Source organism: Bradyrhizobium sp. 138 (assembly GCF_023074075.1).
In the GTDB taxonomy this organism is placed as follows: domain Bacteria; phylum Pseudomonadota; class Alphaproteobacteria; order Rhizobiales; family Xanthobacteraceae; genus Bradyrhizobium.
Map to the genome: position 1 here is coordinate 507,230 of NZ_JADPKT010000022.1, position 20,083 is coordinate 527,312.

At 64.1% G+C, this 20,083-nt stretch carries 22 protein-coding genes; 3 read left to right on the forward strand and 19 right to left on the reverse strand.

Annotated features, from left to right (window positions below; translation table 11 throughout):
• Positions 1 to 5: 5 nt before the first annotated feature.
• From IVA79_RS14165 to IVA79_RS14200, 8 genes are all read right to left on the reverse strand, one after another.
• On the reverse strand, positions 6 to 1,262 hold the full coding sequence (locus IVA79_RS14165; protein ID WP_247553702.1) for a TCR/Tet family MFS transporter: 1,257 nt from the start codon (positions 1,260 to 1,262) through the stop codon (positions 6 to 8).
• On the reverse strand, positions 1,259 to 2,641 hold the full coding sequence (der, locus tag IVA79_RS14170) for a ribosome biogenesis GTPase Der (RefSeq protein WP_247553704.1): 1,383 nt from the start codon (positions 2,639 to 2,641) through the stop codon (positions 1,259 to 1,261). Before der ends, IVA79_RS14165 begins: the two co-directional genes overlap by 4 nt.
• A 49-nt stretch (positions 2,642 to 2,690) precedes the next feature.
• Complete coding sequence (locus IVA79_RS14175; protein WP_247553706.1) at positions 2,691 to 3,242, reverse strand: hypothetical protein; 552 nt, start codon at positions 3,240 to 3,242, stop codon at positions 2,691 to 2,693.
• Between the two features lie 44 nt (positions 3,243 to 3,286).
• On the reverse strand, positions 3,287 to 3,946 hold the full coding sequence (locus IVA79_RS14180) for a tetratricopeptide repeat protein (protein WP_247553707.1): 660 nt from the start codon (positions 3,944 to 3,946) through the stop codon (positions 3,287 to 3,289).
• Positions 3,947 to 4,111: 165 nt separating this feature from the next.
• A complete protein-coding gene (locus IVA79_RS14185) occupies positions 4,112 to 5,704 on the reverse strand; it encodes a class I adenylate-forming enzyme family protein (RefSeq protein WP_247553771.1) in 1,593 nt (530 codons plus the stop codon).
• A 77-nt stretch (positions 5,705 to 5,781) separates the two neighbouring features.
• Complete coding sequence (locus IVA79_RS14190; RefSeq protein WP_247553708.1) at positions 5,782 to 6,366, reverse strand: NnrU family protein; 585 nt, start codon at positions 6,364 to 6,366, stop codon at positions 5,782 to 5,784.
• Between the two features lie 207 nt (positions 6,367 to 6,573).
• The gene (locus IVA79_RS14195) at positions 6,574 to 7,152 is read right to left on the reverse strand and encodes a hypothetical protein (RefSeq protein WP_247553709.1); all 579 of its coding nucleotides are present in this window, start codon (positions 7,150 to 7,152) and stop codon (positions 6,574 to 6,576) included.
• A gap of 101 nt (positions 7,153 to 7,253) precedes the next feature.
• Entirely contained in the window at positions 7,254 to 8,876 is a 1,623-nt protein-coding gene (locus tag IVA79_RS14200; protein WP_247553710.1) for a peptide chain release factor 3, read from the reverse strand.
• Positions 8,877 to 9,024: 148 nt separating this feature from the next.
• Between IVA79_RS14200 and sugE the strand changes: the two genes are divergently transcribed.
• The gene (sugE, locus tag IVA79_RS14205; RefSeq protein WP_247553711.1) at positions 9,025 to 9,339 is read left to right on the forward strand and encodes a quaternary ammonium compound efflux SMR transporter SugE; all 315 of its coding nucleotides are present in this window, start codon (positions 9,025 to 9,027) and stop codon (positions 9,337 to 9,339) included.
• Here sugE and IVA79_RS14210 read toward each other — a convergent pair.
• The 7 genes from IVA79_RS14210 to IVA79_RS14240 form a co-directional block, all read right to left on the reverse strand.
• Positions 9,332 to 10,339: an inorganic phosphate transporter gene (locus tag IVA79_RS14210; RefSeq protein ID WP_247553712.1), complete on the reverse strand. Its 1,008-nt coding sequence runs from the start codon at positions 10,337 to 10,339 to the stop codon at positions 9,332 to 9,334. The two genes, sugE and IVA79_RS14210, sit on opposite strands and share 8 nt — an antisense overlap.
• A gap of 71 nt (positions 10,340 to 10,410) precedes the next feature.
• Positions 10,411 to 11,055, reverse strand: coding sequence for a DUF47 domain-containing protein (locus tag IVA79_RS14215; RefSeq protein WP_128917587.1), 645 nt, complete (start codon positions 11,053 to 11,055; stop codon positions 10,411 to 10,413).
• Between the two features lie 155 nt (positions 11,056 to 11,210).
• The gene (locus IVA79_RS14220; RefSeq protein WP_247553713.1) at positions 11,211 to 12,179 is read right to left on the reverse strand and encodes a branched-chain amino acid ABC transporter permease; all 969 of its coding nucleotides are present in this window, start codon (positions 12,177 to 12,179) and stop codon (positions 11,211 to 11,213) included.
• Position 12,180: 1 nt separating this feature from the next.
• The gene (locus IVA79_RS14225) at positions 12,181 to 13,044 is read right to left on the reverse strand and encodes a branched-chain amino acid ABC transporter permease (protein WP_247553714.1); all 864 of its coding nucleotides are present in this window, start codon (positions 13,042 to 13,044) and stop codon (positions 12,181 to 12,183) included.
• Positions 13,045 to 13,108: 64 nt separating this feature from the next.
• Positions 13,109 to 14,332, reverse strand: coding sequence for an ABC transporter substrate-binding protein (locus IVA79_RS14230; RefSeq protein WP_247553715.1), 1,224 nt, complete (start codon positions 14,330 to 14,332; stop codon positions 13,109 to 13,111).
• Positions 14,333 to 14,382: 50 nt separating this feature from the next.
• Entirely contained in the window at positions 14,383 to 15,129 is a 747-nt protein-coding gene (locus tag IVA79_RS14235) for an ABC transporter ATP-binding protein (protein ID WP_247553717.1), read from the reverse strand.
• A complete protein-coding gene (locus IVA79_RS14240) occupies positions 15,122 to 15,877 on the reverse strand; it encodes an ABC transporter ATP-binding protein (RefSeq protein ID WP_247553719.1) in 756 nt (251 codons plus the stop codon). Before IVA79_RS14240 ends, IVA79_RS14235 begins: the two co-directional genes overlap by 8 nt.
• Positions 15,878 to 16,231: 354 nt before the next feature.
• On the opposite strand from IVA79_RS14240, the gene IVA79_RS14245 reads away from it, so the two are divergent.
• Positions 16,232 to 16,873 (forward strand): hypothetical protein, encoded by a 642-nt coding sequence (locus IVA79_RS14245; protein WP_247553721.1) that lies wholly within the window; start codon positions 16,232 to 16,234, stop codon positions 16,871 to 16,873.
• Between the two features lie 3 nt (positions 16,874 to 16,876).
• On the opposite strand, the gene IVA79_RS14250 is transcribed toward IVA79_RS14245, so the two are convergent.
• Positions 16,877 to 17,236, reverse strand: coding sequence for an ArsC family reductase (locus IVA79_RS14250; RefSeq protein ID WP_247553723.1), 360 nt, complete (start codon positions 17,234 to 17,236; stop codon positions 16,877 to 16,879).
• Positions 17,237 to 17,340: 104 nt separating this feature from the next.
• On the opposite strand from IVA79_RS14250, the gene IVA79_RS14255 reads away from it, so the two are divergent.
• Positions 17,341 to 17,712: a tRNA-binding protein gene (locus IVA79_RS14255; protein WP_247553724.1), complete on the forward strand. Its 372-nt coding sequence runs from the start codon at positions 17,341 to 17,343 to the stop codon at positions 17,710 to 17,712.
• Positions 17,713 to 17,719: 7 nt separating this feature from the next.
• Here IVA79_RS14255 and IVA79_RS14260 read toward each other — a convergent pair whose 3' ends face one another.
• From IVA79_RS14260 to IVA79_RS14270, 3 genes are all read right to left on the reverse strand, one after another.
• Positions 17,720 to 18,421 (reverse strand): glutathione S-transferase N-terminal domain-containing protein, encoded by a 702-nt coding sequence (locus IVA79_RS14260; protein ID WP_247553725.1) that lies wholly within the window; start codon positions 18,419 to 18,421, stop codon positions 17,720 to 17,722.
• Between the two features lie 88 nt (positions 18,422 to 18,509).
• Positions 18,510 to 18,971: a hypothetical protein gene (locus IVA79_RS14265; protein ID WP_247553726.1), complete on the reverse strand. Its 462-nt coding sequence runs from the start codon at positions 18,969 to 18,971 to the stop codon at positions 18,510 to 18,512.
• A 43-nt stretch (positions 18,972 to 19,014) separates the two neighbouring features.
• A complete protein-coding gene (locus IVA79_RS14270) occupies positions 19,015 to 19,680 on the reverse strand; it encodes a DUF429 domain-containing protein (RefSeq protein WP_247553727.1) in 666 nt (221 codons plus the stop codon).
• Positions 19,681 to 20,083 lie beyond the last annotated feature (403 nt).

Below are 20,083 nucleotides of genomic sequence, written 5' to 3' on the forward strand. Positions count from 1 at the left end.
GAGACTTACGAAACCGTCTTGATCCCACCCAGCGAGCGCACCGCGATCGCCACGCAGGCCACCATCAACGCCGCCGCGAGCAGGAACGGCGCGCCGGGCAGATGCAGCGGCGCGCTGGCGCCGATGAAATAGGAAAAGGTCAGCGTGAACAGGAACGGGCCGACGAGCTGCGACACGCTCTGCACGCTCGCCGTCGCACCCTGCAGCTGGCCCTGCTGATCCGGCGCAACCAGCCGCGTCATCAGCGCTTGCGACGCGGCACCCGAAATGCCCCACAGCGCCAGAATCGGAATCCCGATCCAGGACAGCGGCCCGGTTGGCGCGGCGCCCAGGACCACGAAGCCGAGCGCGCCACAACACAGGCCGAGCAGCAGCGCATTCCGTTCGCCGAGTGCGCGCACGATCGGCCCGATCGCGAGCCCCTGCACCACCATGGCGCAGATGCCGACCATGGCCAGCGTCAATCCCACGGTCTTGGAATCCCAGCCGTAGCGATAGGTCGCATAGAGCACGAAGGTCGAGGGCAGCACGACATGGGCGACCTGCGCGATGAAGTTGACGACCGACAAGGCGGCCAGCACCGCGTTGGAGCGCAGCAGGCGGAGCGCGCCGAGCGGACTGGCACTTCGCCAGCGGAACGGCGCGCGCTTGTCGGGCGCCAGCGATTCCGGCAGGACGAAGAGCCCATAGAGCGCATTGGCGAAGCTGAGGACTGCCGACGCCCAGAACGGCAGGCGCGGATCGATGTCGCCGAGCAGGCCGCCGAGTGCCGGGCCCAGGATGAAGCCGGCACCGAAGGCCGCGCCAATCCTGCCGAAGACCGCCGCGCGCCGCTCCGGCGGCGTGATATCCGAGATGTAGGCAAACGCCGTCGAGATGCTCGCCGAGGTAATGCCGGAGATGACGCGGCCGATGAACAGCCAGACCAGCGACGGCGCCAGCGCCATCAGCACGTAGTCGGCCGCGAGCCCGAAATTCGATAGCAGCACCACCGGCCGGCGCCCGAAGCGATCCGACAGCGCGCCGAGCAGCGGCGAGAATACGAACTGCATCAGCGCCCAGGCAGTGCCGAACAGGCCGAAGATGCGGGCTGCGTGCGCGGTGTCGTTATCGACGAAACTCTCGATCAGCTTCGGCAGGATCGGCATGATGACGCCGAGCGCGAGCATGTCGAGCAGGATGGTGACGAAGATGAAGGCGACCGCACCGCGCCTCGCCGGCACAGCGCCTTGCGCCGTTGCCTCGCCGGCGCCCTCGCTCACGACGGCCGCTTGCGCTTGTGCGCGAAGGGATTGGCCTTCTCGCGGAGGGCGATGCGCACCGGCGTCCCCGGCAATTCAAAGGTCTCGCGCATGGAATTGGTGAGGTAGCGCAAGTAGGACTGCGGCACCGCATCGGCGCGCGAGCAGAACAGTACGAAGCTCGGCGGGCGCGCCTTGTTCTGCGTGATATAATTCAGCTTCAGCCTGCGGCCGGACACCGCGGGCGGCGGATTGGCCTGGACCGCCTGCTCGAACCAGCGATTGAGCGCCGAGGTCGGCACGCGCCTGTTCCAGACCGCATAGGCGTCCTGGATCGCCAGCATCAGGCGGTCGATGCCCTCGCCCATCAGACCTGACACCGCGACGATCGGCACACCCTTGACCTGCGGCAGCCAATGGTCGGCGTCGCGGCGCAGACCCGAGATCGCGCCGCCGCCCTTGGTCTCCATCAGATCCCATTTGTTGACGGCGAGCACGACTGCCCGGCCCTCGCGCTCGATCAGATCGGCGATGCGCAGATCCTGCTCCTCGAAGCGGTTCTGCGTGTCCATCATCAGCACGACGACTTCGGCAAAGCGCACCGCGCGGAGCGCGTCGGCGACCGAGAGCTTTTCCAGCTTCTCCTCGATGCGCGAACGCCGGCGCAGCCCCGCGGTGTCGAACACGCGAAAATCGCGGCCCTTCCAGTTGATCTCGACCGCGATGGAATCGCGCGTGGTGCCGGCCTCCGGGCTCGTCAGCAGACGATCCTCGCCGAGCAGATAGTTGATCAGCGTCGACTTGCCGGCGTTGGGACGGCCGACGATGGCAACCCGGATCGGGCGCGTCGCGGCCTCTTCCTCCGAGAGCGGCGCGTCGTCCTCGGTCTCGTCTTCGTCGACGGGCTCCGGCATCAGCTTGGCGAGTTCATCGTAGAGCTCGCCCATGCCCTCGCCGTGCTCGGCCGAGATCTGGATGGGATCGCCGAGGCCGAGAGCAAACGCCTCCATCGCGCCGGCATCGCCGTGCTTGCCCTCGCTCTTGTTGGCGACCAGCAGCACCGGCTTGTTGGCCTTGCGGGCGAAATCGGCGAAGGCGCGATCGGTCGGCGTGAGACCGATGCGGGCATCGATGACGAAGAACAGCGCGTCGGCCTGCGCGATCGCGGTCTCGGTCTGCTCCTGCATGCGCGCGGTCAGCGAGCCCTTGGCGCCCTCGTCGAGGCCGGCGGTATCGATGATGGTGAATTCGAGATCGCCGAGCCTGGCCTCGCCTTCACGACGGTCGCGGGTGACGCCCGGCAAATCATCGACGAGCGCGAGCTTCTGTCCGACCAGGCGGTTGAACAGCGTCGATTTGCCGACATTGGGCCGGCCGATGATGGCGATCGTGAAGGACATCGGTCATTCGTGCGCTGCGGAGGCAGCGCCTGTCAATGTAATGGAAAAATTAGCGCGAGAAGCTGCCACTCGGCAGCGGCGCGGGGAAAGCACCCTGCGACTGCTGCTGGGTGGTCTGGGTCGGTTGCGCCTGCTGGACCGGCTGATCCGGCGGCGGCGCGGTGGTGCGCTTGCGGACGATCTTGTGCTTGGGCGGCGGAGCGGCCGTGGGCGGCGCGGCCTCCGGCTGGGCCTCACCGTCGACTTCGCCGGCAGGCGCTTCAGCCGGCGCGACGGCTGCGGCGGCCGGCTGCCTCGTGTGCTTCGCCTTGGCACCCTTCGCCGGCTCGGCCGGTTCGGGCGGCGGCTCCGCAGGCAGAGCCGCGACAGCGGGCGCATTCGGATCGGGCTGCTGCTGCGCGCCCTTGTACAGGTCCTTCGGAACGCCCTGCTCGAGGCCCGGCACCCCTTCCGGGAACACCGGCTTGCGGTCGCCCGGCAGCTTCTTCTTGGTGTCGAGGAAGTCGAGCAAGTCGCTTGGATCGAAGCTGGAGCAGCCGCCCAGGACGCCGGTGAAGGCGATCAGGACAGCGGCTGCGATCAAGCGTGGCGTGCGGCGCATCTTGTGTCTCGTTACGTCAGAGGGCCCGTCGGTCAGCTTCTTGGTCAGCTCTTGGCGACGGGCGGCAGCAGGGCCTGGAGGGCCTCGGCGCGCGAGCGCAGGCCGGGCGGCGTTTCGCCGTCTTCACCAATCGCGTCGAGCCATTTGCGGGCCGCGGTCATGTCGTTGTTGCGCCAGGCCGACAGCGCCAGCATTTCGCGGGCGCTGTGGCGGAAGGTCGATTTCGATTTCGGCGCGCCAGAGGCTTCCAGCCGCTGCTGCATGTCGGCATAGCTGGCGCTGTCGAGCACGAGGCCCGCGGCACGGATCTTCGCCAGATCCTGCCACTCACCGCCCACGCCGCGGTCGGCAGCAATGTCGTCATACATCTTGGCGGCGGCCTTGGGATCGCGGCTGGCGGCCTCGGCGGCGGCGCGCAGTCGCGCCAGGGTGCGATAGCCCGACGGCGCCTTGGCGGCGAGCTCGGTGAAGGCGGCCTCCGCCTCAGCGTGCTTGTCCTGCTCGGACAGCTCGGCGGCCTTCTCGAAGGCGGCGCCGGCCTCGGCGGCCTTCTTGGCCTCCAGATATTGGTAGCCGCGCCAGCCGCCGACGGCGGCCACGACCAGAACCATCAGGGCGATGAAGTAGATCGAATATCTATCCCACAGCTTCTTGAGCTGTTCGCGACGTACTTCCTCGTCAACTTCGTCAAATAATTCAGACACTTATGCTAATCCCATGCCCGTCCGGGTGCGCGCGCCGAAGCGTCCGCGTCAGGAATCCCGTCCCCACGTGGCGGCGAGGTACCCTAACGATATGGCGGTGGCAAGGCAAAGCGAGCCCGATCAAGGCGTTAACCACCCGGGAGAGCCCGGATGCGCCTGCCCGGCTCAGGTTTCCAGAAGCTCCCGCAGCTGCCGTTTCAGCACCTTGCCGTTGGCGTTGCGCGGCAGCGGGTCCGCCGTGATCGCCATAGTCTCGGGAACCTTGTAGTCGGACAGGCGCTCGGCGCACCAGGCACGCAGCGCCTCGCCGGCGACCGGCTCCCGCGTCACCACCACGGCGTGGACGCGCTCGCCCAGCACCGGACAGGCCTTGGCGATGATCGCGCTCTCGACCACCGCGGGATGGCCGGCCAGCACGGATTCGACTTCGGCCGAATAGATCTTCAGGCCGCCGCGATTGATCATGTCCTTCTGCCGGTCGAACACACGGACGAACCCTTCCGCATCGACCGAGCCGAGATCGCCGGAGTGCCAGAAGCCGGCGGTAAGGCTTTCGGCGGTCGCCTTCGGGTTATTCCAGTAGCCCTTGATGACGGAAGCGCCCTGGATCCAGAGTTCGCCGATCTCGCCGTGAGGCAGCTCGCGCCCTTCCGGATCCATCGCCACGATGCGCGCGCCCGGGCACGGCAGGCCGACGCTGTCGATATGGCTCTCGGTCAGCTCGCCCGGCATGATCGTCGAGGGCGACGTCGTCTCGGTCGCGCCATAGCAGTTCATCAGCTTCAGGCCGGGAATCTGCGCCTTGAGCTTCTCGATGGTCGCGACCGGCATCGGCGCGCCGCCAAATCCGCCGATGCGCCAGCTCGACAGATCGTAGCTGTCGAAATCAGGCTGCAGCAGGCAGAGATTGTACATCGCCGGCACCATCACTGTGTAGGTGACGCGCTCGCGCGCGGCGAGCTTGAGGTAGTCGGTCGCCTTGAACTCCGGCATGATGATCAGCGCGCCGGCGCAGCGGATCATGGTCGTGATGTTGGCGACGACGCCGGTGACATGGCCGAGCGGCACTGCGGCGATCGAGCGATCCGCTGCGGTCAATTGCAGGCAGGACACGAACACCATCGAGGAATGGACGATGTTGCAATGGGCCAGCATCGCGCCCTTCGGCTTGCCCGTGGTGCCCGAGGTGTAGAGGATCATCGCGGTATCCTCTTCGCTCACGTCGACCGGTGCCAAGGCTGGCGGATTGTCGGCCAGCGCGGCGAAGCGCGAGCGAGCCGGATCGTCGTCGATGACGAGGCGGTGGATCAGATCGGGCACGTCCGGCGCATCGGGCAGCCGCTCGGCAAGCGCCGCCTCGTGGATCAGGATCTTGGCGCCGCAATCGGCGAGCACATAGGCGATCTCCGGCTTCTGCTGGCGCGTGCTGAGCAGCACGGTCACCAGCCCCTCATGCGCGGCGGCGAACAGCAGCAGCGGAAATTCGATGCGGTTGCCGAGCAGGATCGCGATACGATCGCCGCGCTGCAATCCCAGCTTGCGAAAACCCGCTGCGATCCGCGTCGCCTGCTCCACCGCCTGCCGCCAGCTCAGGCGGACGTGGCCTGCGATCAACGCTTCGCCATTCGCGTTGCGAACGCACGCCTCCGCGATCATCGCCCACAGGCTCGCCGGCCGGTCGCAAAAGGCCGGCACCACCCGATCGCCAAACCGCGCTTCGAGCCGCATCAGCGGGATCTGAGATTGCGACCAATCCATCGGAACGCCCTCGGCTTGTTGTTTTGTCACCTTCCGCGCGCGGATGCGCGGAACGGTCTTGCGCTGATCGGCTGCGCTCAGACTCCCACGACCGGCACGCCGATCACGACCGGATGGAACGCGAAGGCCAGCGCCAGATAAGCGACGACGCCGACCGCCACGGCGATCAAATCGTTGGTGACGCCGCCGACCGGGATCGGCGGACTGCCCGGGTCGGTGCGATGCTTCAGCGAGATACGGTCATAGACCGCCCAGCCCAGGAACGAGCCGAACAGGATGATGGAGCCGAGATCGCCGTTGGCCAAAAGATGCGCAGCCGCCCACAGCTTGACGCCGGCCAGCATCGGATGCTTCAGCGTCGCATAGATGCGGCCGCGCAAATAAGAGACGACCACCAGGATCACCGCGGGCAGCATCAAGGCGACCGCGATGTGCTTCATCGCCTTCGGCGGGTACCAGACGTCGATCCAGCCGGAGCTGCGGTAGTGAGCGAAGCCCCAGATGATCAGCGCGAGCCCCGCGAGCGAGACCAGCGTGTAGAGGATCTTGTAGGTCCCCTCGCCCAGGCTCGCGATGGCCCGCGCACGCGCCTCACGTTTCGTCGTGAAAACATGGGTGGCGAAGAACAGCACCAGCCCCAGGATCATGACCAGCAGACCCACGACATATCCTCCCTCAAGCAGCCCCCGCCTTTGAGGTATCATCGATTGGCCGATGGTCGCAACTCTCCCCCTCATGGTGAGGAGCGCGCCCTTGCGCGCGTCTCGAACCATCTAGGCCCGACTGCTGTTACACCGCGGCCTCTCATCCTTCGAGACGCGCGTGAAGAACGCGCTCCTCAGGATGAGGGGATAGAGCACCCCTTGCGGCTATTTGCCGAGCTCGCGATTATCGACATAACGGATCGCGATTGGCCGGCCGGCCAAAGCACCACCGAGGCCGCTAGTGAATTTCAGCGGCAGGCAGGCATTCAGCGAGGAATTGATCGCGTTGAGATAGGTGGTTCGGGTCTCTGCGGGCACGCCCGCAGTCACGTATGTGAGGCGCGGCGGGCCGATCAGGCCGCCCGCCTTGTTGAGGCTGAAGCGCACCGACATCTGCATGCCCGCGCGGGCATTGTCCGACGGCGGCGACCAGCAGCTGCGCAGCTCGGCGAAGAGATCGCCGATCGTGTCGAGATCGTGATCGGGCTTCTGGTATTTGGCGCGATCGGCCTCGGGCGGCACGCTCTGGATCGTGAGCTGGAGGTTCTGGCCGTAGGGGTAGTCGATCTCGGGAATGCAGGGGCCGGGCTCGAGCGGGCTGCAATAGGACGGCGTGCAGGGCCGATCGTCGAGCACGCTGCACGGCTCGTGCGCAAACGGGATCGGATTGATCTGGCGGGGCCGCGCGTCGGCGTCGATGATTGATATCGCCAGCAGGAGGAGAATGAGGATGCCGCGCCACATGATGCGAGCTCGCGATGCTATACAAGTGGAACGTGGCATCGCAACCGACGACGTCAAGCCTACGGTTGTTCACATGCTTGCGCGCGAACGGCAGACGTCCCCTACGCCTTTTTCTTGACGTCCTTGACGTTGGTGAATTCGATGCCCTCGGCGCGCTCCTTGGTGTAGCCGAGATAGAACTCGTTCCGGGCGAGATACACGGGATCGCCGTCGACGTCGTCGGCGATGCTGGAGGTGTTGGCGGCGATGAAGGTATCGAGCTTCTTGCGGTCCTCCGAGGAGACCCATCGCGCTAGCTGGAATTCGCTGACCTCGAATTCGACCGGAAGCGAATATTCAGCCTCCAGCCGTGCCTTCAACACGTCGAGCTGCAGCGCGCCGACGACGCCAACCAGCGCCGGTGCGCCGTCGCGCGGACGGAACACCTGCACCACGCCCTCTTCGGACATCTGCTGCAGCGCTTCCTTCAGCTTCTTCGCCTTCATCGCGTCGGTGAGACGGACGCGGCGGACGATTTCCGGCGCGAAGCTCGGCACGCCGACGAAGTTGAAATCCTCGCCTTCGGTCAGCGTGTCGCCGATGCGCAGCGTGCCGTGATTGGGGATACCGACGACATCGCCGGCGAAGGCTTCGTCCGCGACCGAACGGTCCTGGGCGAAGAAGAATTGCGGGCTCGAGAGCGGCATGCTCTTGCCGGTGCGCACCAGCTTGGCCTTCATGCCGCGGCTGAGCTTGCCCGAGCACAGGCGCGCGAAGGCGATGCGGTCGCGGTGGTTCGGATCCATGTTGGCCTGGATCTTGAACACGAAGGCGCTCATGCGCGGATCGGTGGCCTCGACCTTGCGCAGGTCGCTGTCCTGCGCGCGCGGCTCGGGCGCGAACTTGCCGAGGCCTTCCAGAAGATCGCCGACGCCGAAATTGCGCAGCGCGCTGCCGAAATAGACCGGCGTCAGATGGCCCTCGCGAAACGCTTCGAGCTCGAACGGTTTTGACGCTTCGGTGACGAGCTCGAGCTCATCCTTCACGGCGGAGACGTCGAGATTGGCATTGAGCTTCGCCAGCTCCTCGATCGCGATCTGCTGCGCCGCGCCGGTCTTGGCGCCGCCGCCTTCGAGCAGGCGCACGCCGCCATTGACGACGTCATAGGTGCCGAGGAAGTCGCGGCCGCGGCCGACCGGCCAGGTCATCGGCGTGGTGTCGAGCGCCAGCGTCTTCTCGATCTCGTCGAGCAGCTCGAACACGTCGCGGCTCTCGCGGTCCATCTTGTTGATGAAGGTGATGATCGGAATGTCGCGCAGGCGGCACACCTCGAACAGCTTGCGGGTGCGCGCCTCGATACCCTTGGCGGCGTCGATCACCATCACGGCGGAATCGACCGCCGTGAGCGTGCGATAGGTGTCTTCCGAAAAGTCCTCGTGGCCCGGCGTGTCCAGGAGGTTGAACACGAGGCCCTCGAACTCGAAGGTCATCACCGAGGTCACGACCGAGATGCCGCGCTCGCGCTCGATCTTCATCCAGTCCGAACGCGTGTTGCGCCGCTCGCCCTTGGCCTTGACCTGGCCGGCAAGGTTGATGGCGCCGCCGAACAGCAGCAGCTTCTCGGTTAGCGTGGTCTTGCCGGCGTCCGGATGCGAGATGATCGCAAAGGTGCGCCGCCGCGACACTTCAGCGGCAAGCGGGGAACGGGCCGGCGATTCGGCGGTGGTGGTGGCGATGTCGGACATGGCGGGAGCGTGTGGCAGGGAAACTGGGCCTGATCAAGCCTCATTTGGTGATTGCGGAGCCCTCAGGCCAGCCCCATATCGGCCCTTGAGGAGGACGGCCTCCCCGCCTCAGCCGCGGGGACGACCCTGCCTTGAACGGAGGGTCGTCGTGGCCTGGAGCATCCTGTTCGTCGCCGGTCTTCTCGAGATTACCTGGGCGATCGGCCTGAAATACACCGAGGGCTTTACCAGGCTTGTTCCGTCCGTCGTCACGCTCGTGGCCATGGCCGGCAGCGTTATCCTGCTCGGCTTCGCCCTCAAATCGCTGCCGGTCGGAACCGCCTATGCAGTCTGGACCGGCATCGGTGCGGTCGGCACCGCGACGCTGGGCATCGTCCTGTTCGGCGAGCCGGCCACGGCCCTCCGCCTTGCCAGCATCGCCCTGATCGTCGCCGGCATCATCGGACTGAGGCTCGTTACCTAACGAAGATCTTGACCGCCCACCAGGTCAGCGCCGCGACGATGCCGGAGGCAGGGATCGTGATCACCCAGGCGTAGACGATCGAGCTTGCGACGTTCCAGCGCACCGCCGAGACGCGGCGGGCGGCGCCGACGCCGACGATGGCACCGGTGATGGTGTGGGTGGTCGAGACGGGAACCCCGAGATAGGTCGCCATGAACAGGGTCGCTGCGCCCCCGGTCTCGGCGCAAAAGCCCTGCATCGGCGTCAATTTGGTAATGCGCAGGCCCATGGTGCGGACGATGCGCCAGCCGCCCATCAGCGTCCCCAGCGCCATCGCCGCCTGGCAGGACAGCACCACCCAGAACGGCACCGAGAATTCGCTGCCGAGATGGCCCTGCGAATAGAGCAGCACCGCGATGATGCCCATGGTCTTCTGCGCGTCGTTGCCGCCATGGCCGAGCGAATAAAGCGAGGCGGAGGCAAATTGCAGAATACGAAAGGCGCGATCGACCGCGAACGGCGTCGAGCGCACCGAGGCCCAGGACACGATCGCCACCAGCAGCATCGCGAGCAAAAAGCCGACCAGCGGCGACAGCACGATCGCCAGCACGGTCTTGGTCAATCCGCTCCACACCGCGGCCGAGATCCCCGCCTTGGCCATGCCGCCGCCGACCAGCCCGCCGATCAGCGCGTGCGACGACGAGGACGGGATGCCGAGCGCCCAGGTCACGAGGTTCCAGACGATGGCGCCGACGAGCGCCGCGAAGATCACCTGGGCATCGACGATCTCGGGATCGATGATGCCGGTGCCGATGGTCTGGGCGACGTGCAGCCCGAACACCAAGAAGGCGACGAAATTGAAGAACGCGGCCCAGAATACCGCGAATTGCGGCCGCAGCACGCGGGTCGAGACGATGGTCGCGATCGAATTGGCCGCGTCATGTAGGCCGTTCAGGAAGTCGAACAGCAGCGCGACGGCGATCAAGCCGACCAGGACGGGAAGACCCAACGCAGCATCCACGGCGCGGCCCTGCCCTAAGCTTTGCGCATGATCTGAGCGGAAAACCGCTGCACACTTTTCCGGATCATGCGCTAAACCTGCTCGATGACGATGCTGTTGATCTCGTTCGCGACGTCGTCGAAGCGATCGGCCACCTTCTCGAGGTGGTCGTAGATCTCGACGCCGACGATGAAGTCCATCGCATTGCCGTCGCGATGCTTGAGAAACAGCTCCTTCAGGCCGATGTCGTGGAGATCGTCGACGCGGCCCTCCAGCTTGCCCAGCTCTTCGGTGATCGCGGTCAGCATGGCGACGTTCGGGCCGATCGACTGCATCAGCGGCAGCGCACGTCCCACCAGATTGGCACATTCGATCAGAAGCCCGCCGATCTCGCGCATCGGCGGCTCGAAGCTGCGGACCTCGAACAGCATCACCGCCTTGGCCGTCTGCTGCATCTGGTCGATGGCATCGTCCAGCGACGTGATCAGGTTCTTGATGTCGCCGCGGTCGAACGGGGTGATGAAAGTGCGGCGCACCGCCGTCAGCACCTCACGGGTGATATTGTCGGCGTCGTTCTCGAACTGGTTGACGCGCTGGCAATAGACCGGCGTCTCCTCGCCCCCGTTGAGCATGCCCTGGAGCGCGATCGAGCCTTGGATCACCGTCTGGGCGTGCCGGTCGAACAGGTCGAAGAACCGCTCTTCCTTGGGCAGGAAAGCACGAAACCATCGCATCATGGGGATAGGCTACCGGTTGGAAATGGCCTGGCCCGAGGGGCCGTCATGAAACTGTCATAGACCATTTTCGATCCGCGCGCGTGTCATCTCACGCCCGCGGAGCCGGATCATCCACCGGATTATCTCACCAAGGAAATTGGTGCGATATCAACCGTTTAGAGGGATCGCCGGAAGTAATGGGCGATTTCGCCGATGACGCCGCGGCGGAAGGTGAGCACGCAGACCACGAAGATCGAGCCCTGGATCACCGTCACCCATTGGCCGAAGCCGGCGAGATATTGCTGCATGGCGATGATCACGAAGGCGCCGACCACGGGACCGAAGATGGTGCCGAGGCCACCGACCAGCGTCATCAGCACCACTTCGCCCGACATCGACCAGTGGACGTCGGTGAGCGAGGCGTTCTGCGCCACGAACACTTTCAGCGCGCCGGCAAAACCGGCCAGCGTGCCTGACAGCACGAACGCCAGGAACTTGTACTGGTCGGTCCGGTAGCCGAGCGAGATCGCGCGCGGCTCGTTCTCGCGGATCGCCTTCAACACCTCGCCGAACGGCGAGTTGATGATACGGAAGATCAGCAAGAAGCCGGCGAGGAACCCGACCAGCACGACGTAATACAGCACTGTCGGCTTGGACAGATCGAAGACGCCGAACATGCGCCCCTGCGGGATGCCCTGGATGCCGTCCTCACCGTGGGTGAACGGGGCCTGCAGGTAGATAAAGTAGAGCAGCTGTGACAGCGCCAGCGTGATCATCGAAAAATAGATGCCCTGGCGGCGGATCGAGATGTAGCCGGTGATGATCGAGAGCACGAAAGCCGCGGCGATGCCGACGAGGATGCCGAGCTCGGGCGGCAACGCCCACACTTTCAGCGCATGCGCGCTGCAATAGCCGGCGGTGCCCAGAAACATCGCGTGGCCGAATGACAATAGGCCGCCATAGCCGACCAGCAGATTGAAGGCGCAGGCAAGCAGCGCGAAGCACAACGCCTGCATCACGAAGAACGGGTAGACTCCCGTGAACGGCACCGACGCCAGCAGCAGCGCCATCACCACGAACATGGTCATCTCGTCGCGCATGGCACGCGGGGTTGTCGGCAGCGTGTCGTCCGTCAGGGTTGTCATCTCAGGCCGCCCTTCCCGTCAATCCCGTTGGCTTCACCAAGAGCACCAGCACCATCAGCACGAACACGACGGTGTTGGAGGCCTCGGGGTAGAAATATTTGGTCAGGCCCTCGATCACGCCGAGCGCAAAGCCGGTGATGATCGAGCCCATGATCGAACCCATGCCGCCGATCACGACCACCGCGAACACGACGATGATGAGATCAGCGCCCATCAGCGGCCGCACCTGGTTGATCGGCGCCGAGAGCACGCCGGCGAGCGCCGCAAGGCCGACGCCGAGGCCGTAAGTGAGCGTGATCATGCGCGGCACGTTGATGCCGAAGGCGCGCACCAGCGTCGGATTTTCGGTGGCGGCGCGCAGGTAAGCGCCGAGCTGCGTTTTCTCGATCAGGAACCAGGTGGCGAGACACACCACCAGTGAGAACACGACCACCCAGCCGCGATAGACCGGCAAGAACATGAAGCCGAGATTCATGCCGCCCCTGAGCTGGTCCGGAATCGCGTAAGGCAGGCCGGAGGAGCCGAAATAGTTCTGGAACACGCCCTGCACGATCAACGCGATGCCGAAGGTCAGCAGCAGCCCGTAGAGGTGATCGAGCCCGGTCAGCCATTGCAGCATGGTCCGTTCCAGGATCATGCCGAAGATGCCGACGATGATGGGCGCCAGCAACAGCGCCCACCAGTAGTTGATACCGCCGAGGTTGAGGAGGAAATAGGCGACGAAGGCGCCCATCATGTAGACGGCGCCATGGGCGAAATTGATGATGTTGAGCATACCGAAGATCACGGCAAGCCCGAGACTGAGCAGCGCGTAGAACGAGCCGTTGATCAGTCCCACCAGTAGCTGAGCGTATAGAGCCTGCATCGATCGATCTCGTACCCAGTCCCGTTTTGTTGACGACGGTGGCCGCCAGCGATTGCTGTCGGTCCTACTTCTTCACCAGCGGACAGGCGCTTTCCGAGAGCGGCCTGAAGGCCTGGTCTGCGGCCGTCGTGCCGACCAGCTTGTAGTAGTCCCACGGCCCCTTGGATTCCTCGGGCTTCTTGACCTCGAACAGATAGGCGGGATGGAGCTTGCGGCCATCCGCGCGGATCGTGCCCTTGCCGAACAGTGGATCATCCGTCGGCATTTCCTTCATCTTGGCGACCACCTTGGCGCCATCGTGCGGATTGCCACCCAACGCTTCCAGCGTCTTGAAATAATGGATCAGGCCCGAATAGACGCCGGCCTGCACCATCGAAGGCATCGCCTTGTTCTTCATCTTTTCGGAGAAGCGCTTGGCGAAGGCCCGCGTGCCGTCGTTCAAATCCCAATAGAAGGTCTCGGTGAAGTTCAGCCCCTGCGCCACTTTCAATCCGAGTGCATGGACGTCGGTGATGAACAGCAGAAGCCCGGCGAGCTTCTGACCGCCTCCGACGATGCCGAATTCCGCCGCCTGCTTGATCGTGTTGGTGGTGTCGCCACCGGCGTTTGCCATACCGATGATCTTGGCTTTCGATGCCTGCGCCTGCAGGAGGAACGAGGAGAAGTCGGCGGTATTGAGCGGATGCTTGACGCCTCCGATCACCTTACCGCCTGATTTGACCACCACCGCGGCGGTGTCCCGCTCGAGCGCGTGACCAAAGGCGTAGTCGGCGGTCAGAAAGTACCAGGTGTCGCCGCCGGCCTTCACGAGCGCCTGTCCCGTGCTGTTGGCCAGCATGTAGGTGTCGTAGACCCAGTGGACCGTGTTCGGCGAACATTGCGCGTTTGTCAGATCGGAGGTCGCCGCTCCCGTGTCGATCAGAACCGAATTCTTTTCCCTGACGACATTGTTCACCGCCAGCGCGACGCCGGAGTTCAGCACGTCCATGAAGACGTCGACCTTCTCGACATCGATCCACTGCCGCGCGATCGCGGTGCCGATGTCGGGCTTGTTCTGATGGTCGGCGGAGATGAGATCGAGCTTCCAACCCTTGGCTGCAAGCCCGGAATCCTCGATCGCCATCTGCGCGGCCAGCGTCGAGCCGGGACCTCCAAGGTCGGCGTAGAGTCCGGAGTTGTCGGTGAGCACGCCGATCTTGATGGTCTTGTCCTGCGCCATCGCGCCGCTTGTAGTGGCAAGTGCCAGCGCGGTGCCGAGCAAAAATGAAGCAATCGACCGGGTGTTCATGCGGTTTCCCTCTCTAAATATTCTCGATGGTTCTAACTTCTGTGGCAGTTCTAGACGCCAAGATAGGTGTGCAGCTTGTCCATGTTCGCGGCAAGCTCGGCGTTGGAAAACCCGTCAATGATCTTGCCGTGCTCGACCACGTAATAGCGGTCGGCCACGGTCGATGCGAACCGGAAGTTCTGCTCGACCAGAAGGATGGTGAACCCCTCCTTCTTGAGCCGCGCAATGGTGTGGCCGATCTGCTGAATGATCACGGGCGCAAGGCCCTCGGTCGGCTCGTCCAGCATCAGGAAACTGGCGCCGGTGCGCAGGATGCGCGCGATCGCCAGCATCTGCTGCTCACCGCCCGATAGCTTGGTGCCCTGGCTGTTGAGCCGCTCCTTCAGGTTCGGAAACAGATCGAAGATCTGGTCGAGCGGCAGTCCGCCTTCGCGGACCACCGGCGGCAGCATCAGGTTCTCCCGCACGTCGAGACTGGAGAATATCCCCCGCTCCTCCGGGCAGAACGCGATGCCCATACGCGCGATCTTGTCGGAGGTCGCGCGGATGATCTCCTGGGTGTTGAACTTCACCGAGCCGGTGCGCTTGCCGATGATGCCCATGATCGACTTCAGCGTGGTCGTCTTGCCGGCGCCATTGCGCCCGAGCAGCGTGACGACCTCGCCCGCGTTTACGTCGAAATTGATCCCGTGCAGGATGTGGGACTCGCCGTACCAAGCCTCCAGGTTGCGGACCTGAAGGATGTTGCCGCCGGTTGCAGCCTTGGCCGGAGCCTCGGCAATCGCAGTGTCAGGCATGACCGGCTCCCAAGTAAGCTTCCTTGACGCGCTCATCCTTGGTGAGCTCGCTGTAATGGCCTTGCGCGAGCACCTGCCCGCGCGTCAGCACGGTGATGATGTCGGAGAGGTTGGCTACGACGCTCAAATTATGCTCGACCATCAGGATGGTATATTTCGCGGAGATGCGCTTGATCAGCGCCGCGATCTTGTCGATGTCCTCGTGGCCCATGCCGGCCATCGGCTCATCCAGCAGCATCATCTCCGGGTCGAGCGCGAGCGTGGTTGCGATCTCCAGTGCACGCTTGCGCCCATAGGGCATCTCGACCGCGGGCGTGCTGGCAAACTCGCTGAGGCCGACATCGTTCAACAATTCGCGCGCGCGATCGTTGAAGCGGTTGAGCACCGACTTGGAACGCCAGAAATCGAACGAAGAGCCGTGCTGGCGCTGAAGCGCGACACGGACGTTCTCCAGCGCGGTGAGATGGGGAAACACCGCTGAAATCTGGAACGAACGAACAAGCCCCAGGCGGGCCACGTCAGCCGGCGCCATCGCGGTGATGTCCTGCCCCTTGTACAGGATCTTTCCGGCAGACGGTTTGAGGAACTTGGTCAGAAGATTGAAGCAGGTCGTCTTGCCGGCCCCATTCGGGCCGATCAACGCATGAATGCTCCCACGGCGAACCTTGAGCGCAACGTCGCGGACGGCGAAGAAGCCCGCGAACTCCTTGGTCAAGCCTTCCGTTTCGAGAATAAACTCATCGGCCAAACAGATTTCCCCCTGCCCGCGCTAACTGCGTGGCTATCCTTGTTGCTTCGCTTTCCGGAGGCCTTGGAGCCTATCCTTGGAGCCCATCCGGAACGCCGCCTCCGGGCGCGGAATATGCCGGAGGTGACGGGGGTTAGGCAAGGCGGAAAGCTGAGCAGATCAGGCCTCCGGCCGGGATACAAATGCTCCCTTAGTCGGAGATGTTTGATGTCGTGCCTGCCCAGCCTCCCGGTTCGCGAAGGCACCGGTCGTCAAGCCGTCGTTAACGGTGTTTCGTCTGGCGCGCCAGCCTTCATCAAAAATTTTCCCGCAAGCGGGATCATGCGCGGGTTTTGACGTTCCGGGAATATTGTCTTGGATTTCGCAAGCGCCGCTCCTTCCGTCGTCAAGTCGATCAGGCAGCGTGATCTCCTGAACACCTGGCTGCGACTCTACGCACGCCAGCAGACCGCGCCGGCGGTCTGGGAGTATCAGCCTGCGCGGCTCGAGGAAGAGCTGTCCGATCTCATCTATTACACGGTGGACGCTGCGACGCCGGCGCCGCGCCTCACCATCCAGAGCGAAAACACCCGCATCTCGCGCGCCTATGGCCATACCGGTAGGGGCGTTCTGCTCGACGATTATCTCGGGCCGCGACTCGCGCCGTTCGTGATGCCGATCTATCACGAATGCGTGGCGCGCGCCCTGCCGGTCTACAGCGTTGCCGATGTCGACGACATCTACGGGCGCATCGTCGCGTATGAACGGCTGCTGCTGCCTTTTCAGACCGACGGCACGGTCTGTCACGTCATCGCCTCGGTCAAGACCTTCTGCGAGGACGGTGGCTTCGAGATCAAGGACCTGATGCGCGGAAATGACGCGCTGCCGCGTCCAAAGCTGCGCGCCGTGATCGACCGCGAGCTCTTCCATCGCGCACCTGGTCGCATCGCGACGGCCGAATTGGTCGAACTCGCGGACCAGCCCGGCGTCACCACCGAGATCATCGAGCTGAACTAGCGCTCAGTGCGATTTGGCGCCGACTTCCTTGGCATAGATGTCCGGCTTGAAGCCGACCAGCAGCTTGTCGCCGATTTCCAGCACCGGCCGCTTGATCATCGATGGTTGCGCTAGCATCAGCGCCAGCGCCTTCTTCTCACTCAAGCCTTCCTTGTCGGAATCGGGGAGCTTCTTGAAGGTCGTCCCGGCGCGATTGAGCAGCGTCTCCCAGCCGACCTTGTCGCTCCACTGCTTGAGCTTATCCTTTTCCACGCCCGCCGCCTTGTAGTCGTGAAACGCGTAGGGCACGCCATTCGTGTCGAGCCAGGCGCGCGCCTTCTTCATGGTGTCGCAGTTCTTGATGCCGTAGATGATGTTGGGCAAGACGTTCCTCGCGCATGGCATATCGTGATGGACGTGCCGTTGTACGAAACTCCGGTTCGCGCGACAATATTGCGAACGACGCCAACCCGCCGAACGGACATCCCATGCACGTCACCCACGATCCCGCAGCCGCCGCCACGCCGACCATCGACTTCAACAGCTTTCTCGCGGTCGATATCCGCATCGGGACCATCGTCGATGCCAAGCCGTTCCCGGAGGCGCGCAAGCCGTCCCTTCGGCTCTGGATCGACTTCGGCCCGGCAATCGGCGTCCGGAAAAGCTCGGCGCAGATCACCGAGAACCATCCGCTCGAGACGCTGGTGGGGCAGCAGGTCGCCGCCGTCGTCAATTTCCCGCCGCGCCAGATCGGACCTGTGATCTCGGAGGTGCTGACGCTCGGTTTCCCCGATGCCGACGGCAAGGTCGTGCTGGTGCAGCCGAGCAAGCCGGTGCCGAACGGCGGACGGCTGTTCTAGATACGAGTTACGGCCGCTGCGGAATGTGCAGCCCGCGTTGCACCGCCGGACGCGCAAGCCCGCGTTCGAGCCAGGCACCGACCGATTTGAATTGGGTGAATTCGACGAGATCACCGGCGCCGTAGAAGCCGATGAGATTGCGCACCCAGCCGAGCATGGAGATGTCGGCAATGGTGTAGTCATCCATGAACCATTGCCGTCCCGCCAGATGCATCTCCATCACGCCGAGCAAGCGCTTGGCTTCGGCGACGTAGCGGTCACGGGGCCGCTTGTCCTCAAAATCCTTGCCGGCGAATTTGTGGAAGAAGCCGACCTGGCCGAACATCGGCCCGACGTTGCCCATCTGGAAGTGTAGCCATTGCAGCGTCTGGTAGCGGCGCACGGCATCCTCAGGCAGGAGCTGGCCGGTCTTCTCGGCGAGGTATTGCAGGATCGCGCCGGACTCGAACAGCGGCAGCGGCCTGCCGCCGGGACCGTTGGGGTCGAGGATCGCCGGGATCTTGCCGTTCGGATTGAGCGACACAAATTCCGCCGTCTTCTGGTCGTCCTTGCCGAAATCGACGAGATGGACCTCGTAGGGCAGTCCGATCTCCTCCAGCATGATCGAGACCTTGACGCCGTTCGGCGTCGGCAGCGAATAGAGCTGGAGCAGCTCCGGATGCTTGGCCGGCCAACGCTTGGTGATGGGAAAAGTGGAGAGATCGGGCATCGGGACCTTTGGTGCATGGACTGTGCGCGCCCAATCTAGGCTAGACGCCGCACGGCGCAAGTCACTCTTCGTCCCGTCGAGTCCACGCTTATGGCGGTAGCGTTGCGATCGCGACCCTCGGCGTCATGGCTTCGTGTTGCAGGCGATACTCGATGAACCGTTGGCCTGTGACCAACAGCAGGGCCGTAAAGGCAATCGCGAGCGTTGCGGTCGCCAATTGGCAGACGTCGTACATGGCGTTTCGTCCCTCAGCAGGCTGTTGCCTAAACGTCGGTCTAAGGACCATGTTCCTGCTCCGGATCGAGAATACTGCTACTTTTTCCCGATCGCTGTCGCGTGCGAAGGGACAATTATGCCTTCCAAGCGTTATCGCCGGATGAGCATCGAAAAGCGCGCCCTGCTCGATCATGCTGAACGGTGTCGGAGCGTCGCCGGCGACCTCGCGCATCGCGAAGCTGCACGGCGGTTGCGGGCAATGGCCGAGGAGTATGAAAGGAGAGCAGCAAGCCTGAACGACGATGGCGTCTGCCCAAAGCAAGATCGTCATCATCGCGGCGCTCCAGGAGACAGAAGCGCGCGAGAGATGACCGGCTTCAATAATTGATCTCCATGCGCAATCCCCGCGGGTCGATCTCGTCGCCGCCGACACGCTGCGTGCTGTCGCGCGCTGCAACCGCGCAGGCGCAGGCATCGATGAGATCGTCGCGGCCGATGCCGGTGCCGTGGCGAAGCGTCAGCCAACGCTCGACCTTGGTGAAGCCGCGGTCTCTCAGCAGCGCATTGCGCTGCGTTCGGCCGCGCGGCGACGTCTTCGGTTCGAGCCGCATCCGGCCGGCGAGATTCCAGAAGATCAATTCCGGATGCGCTTCGCCAATCGTCGCTTGCCGCGTCGACGTCATGGCATCGTCGACCTCTTTGAGCTTGTCCCTGATGTTCCAGAGCTGCGCCGATACGCCTCTGCCCCCGCCTTCGTGCTCCCAGTAATAGCGATTGGCCGCGGCCATATCCTGGAATGTCCAGAGATCACGGCGCGCGCCGACGAAGACCGCGGGGCCGATCAATTCGCGCGCATGCAGATCGCAAAGGCGATAGCCGCTCGGATTCAATCCGATCGGCATATCGATCATCGCCCGCGTATGCGGGATCGCGAGCAAGCGCGTCAGTCCCGGCGAATAATCGAAGCCGTGATCACCGCGCTCGTCGATCCAGGCTGCGACCCAGCCGAAGCGAAATCCGTCGAGGCCGAGATAGTTGGGCACATCAGGCGTCCGTCATTCTCAATTTCCACGCGCGCCTCGCTTGACATCCGCAGGTTGCGGGCGTATGTCCCGCGGCCTCGCAAGCACTTCCGTTTGCGACAGACACCATGAACCGAGCGATGCTGTACCGCTACGAAAGAATTGCCCGCATGCCGAATAGCCCCAAGCTATTCGATTGCGCATGCCCGGCTCATGGGAGCGATCTTGCCTGACCGCAAGATCGACAGTCCGCTTCTCACGGACCCTCCCGAGCCTGCCGCTCCGGAGGGTTTTTTGTTGCCCCCGCGCGGCCCAACCGAACAACCCGGCATTGGCCGGAACGGGAGACCCGGATCCCGGGGCTGGCGCTGAGAAGGCGCGTGCCCAAGTGCGCGGGGCCTGCCGGAGGGAACGAGGCGATGAG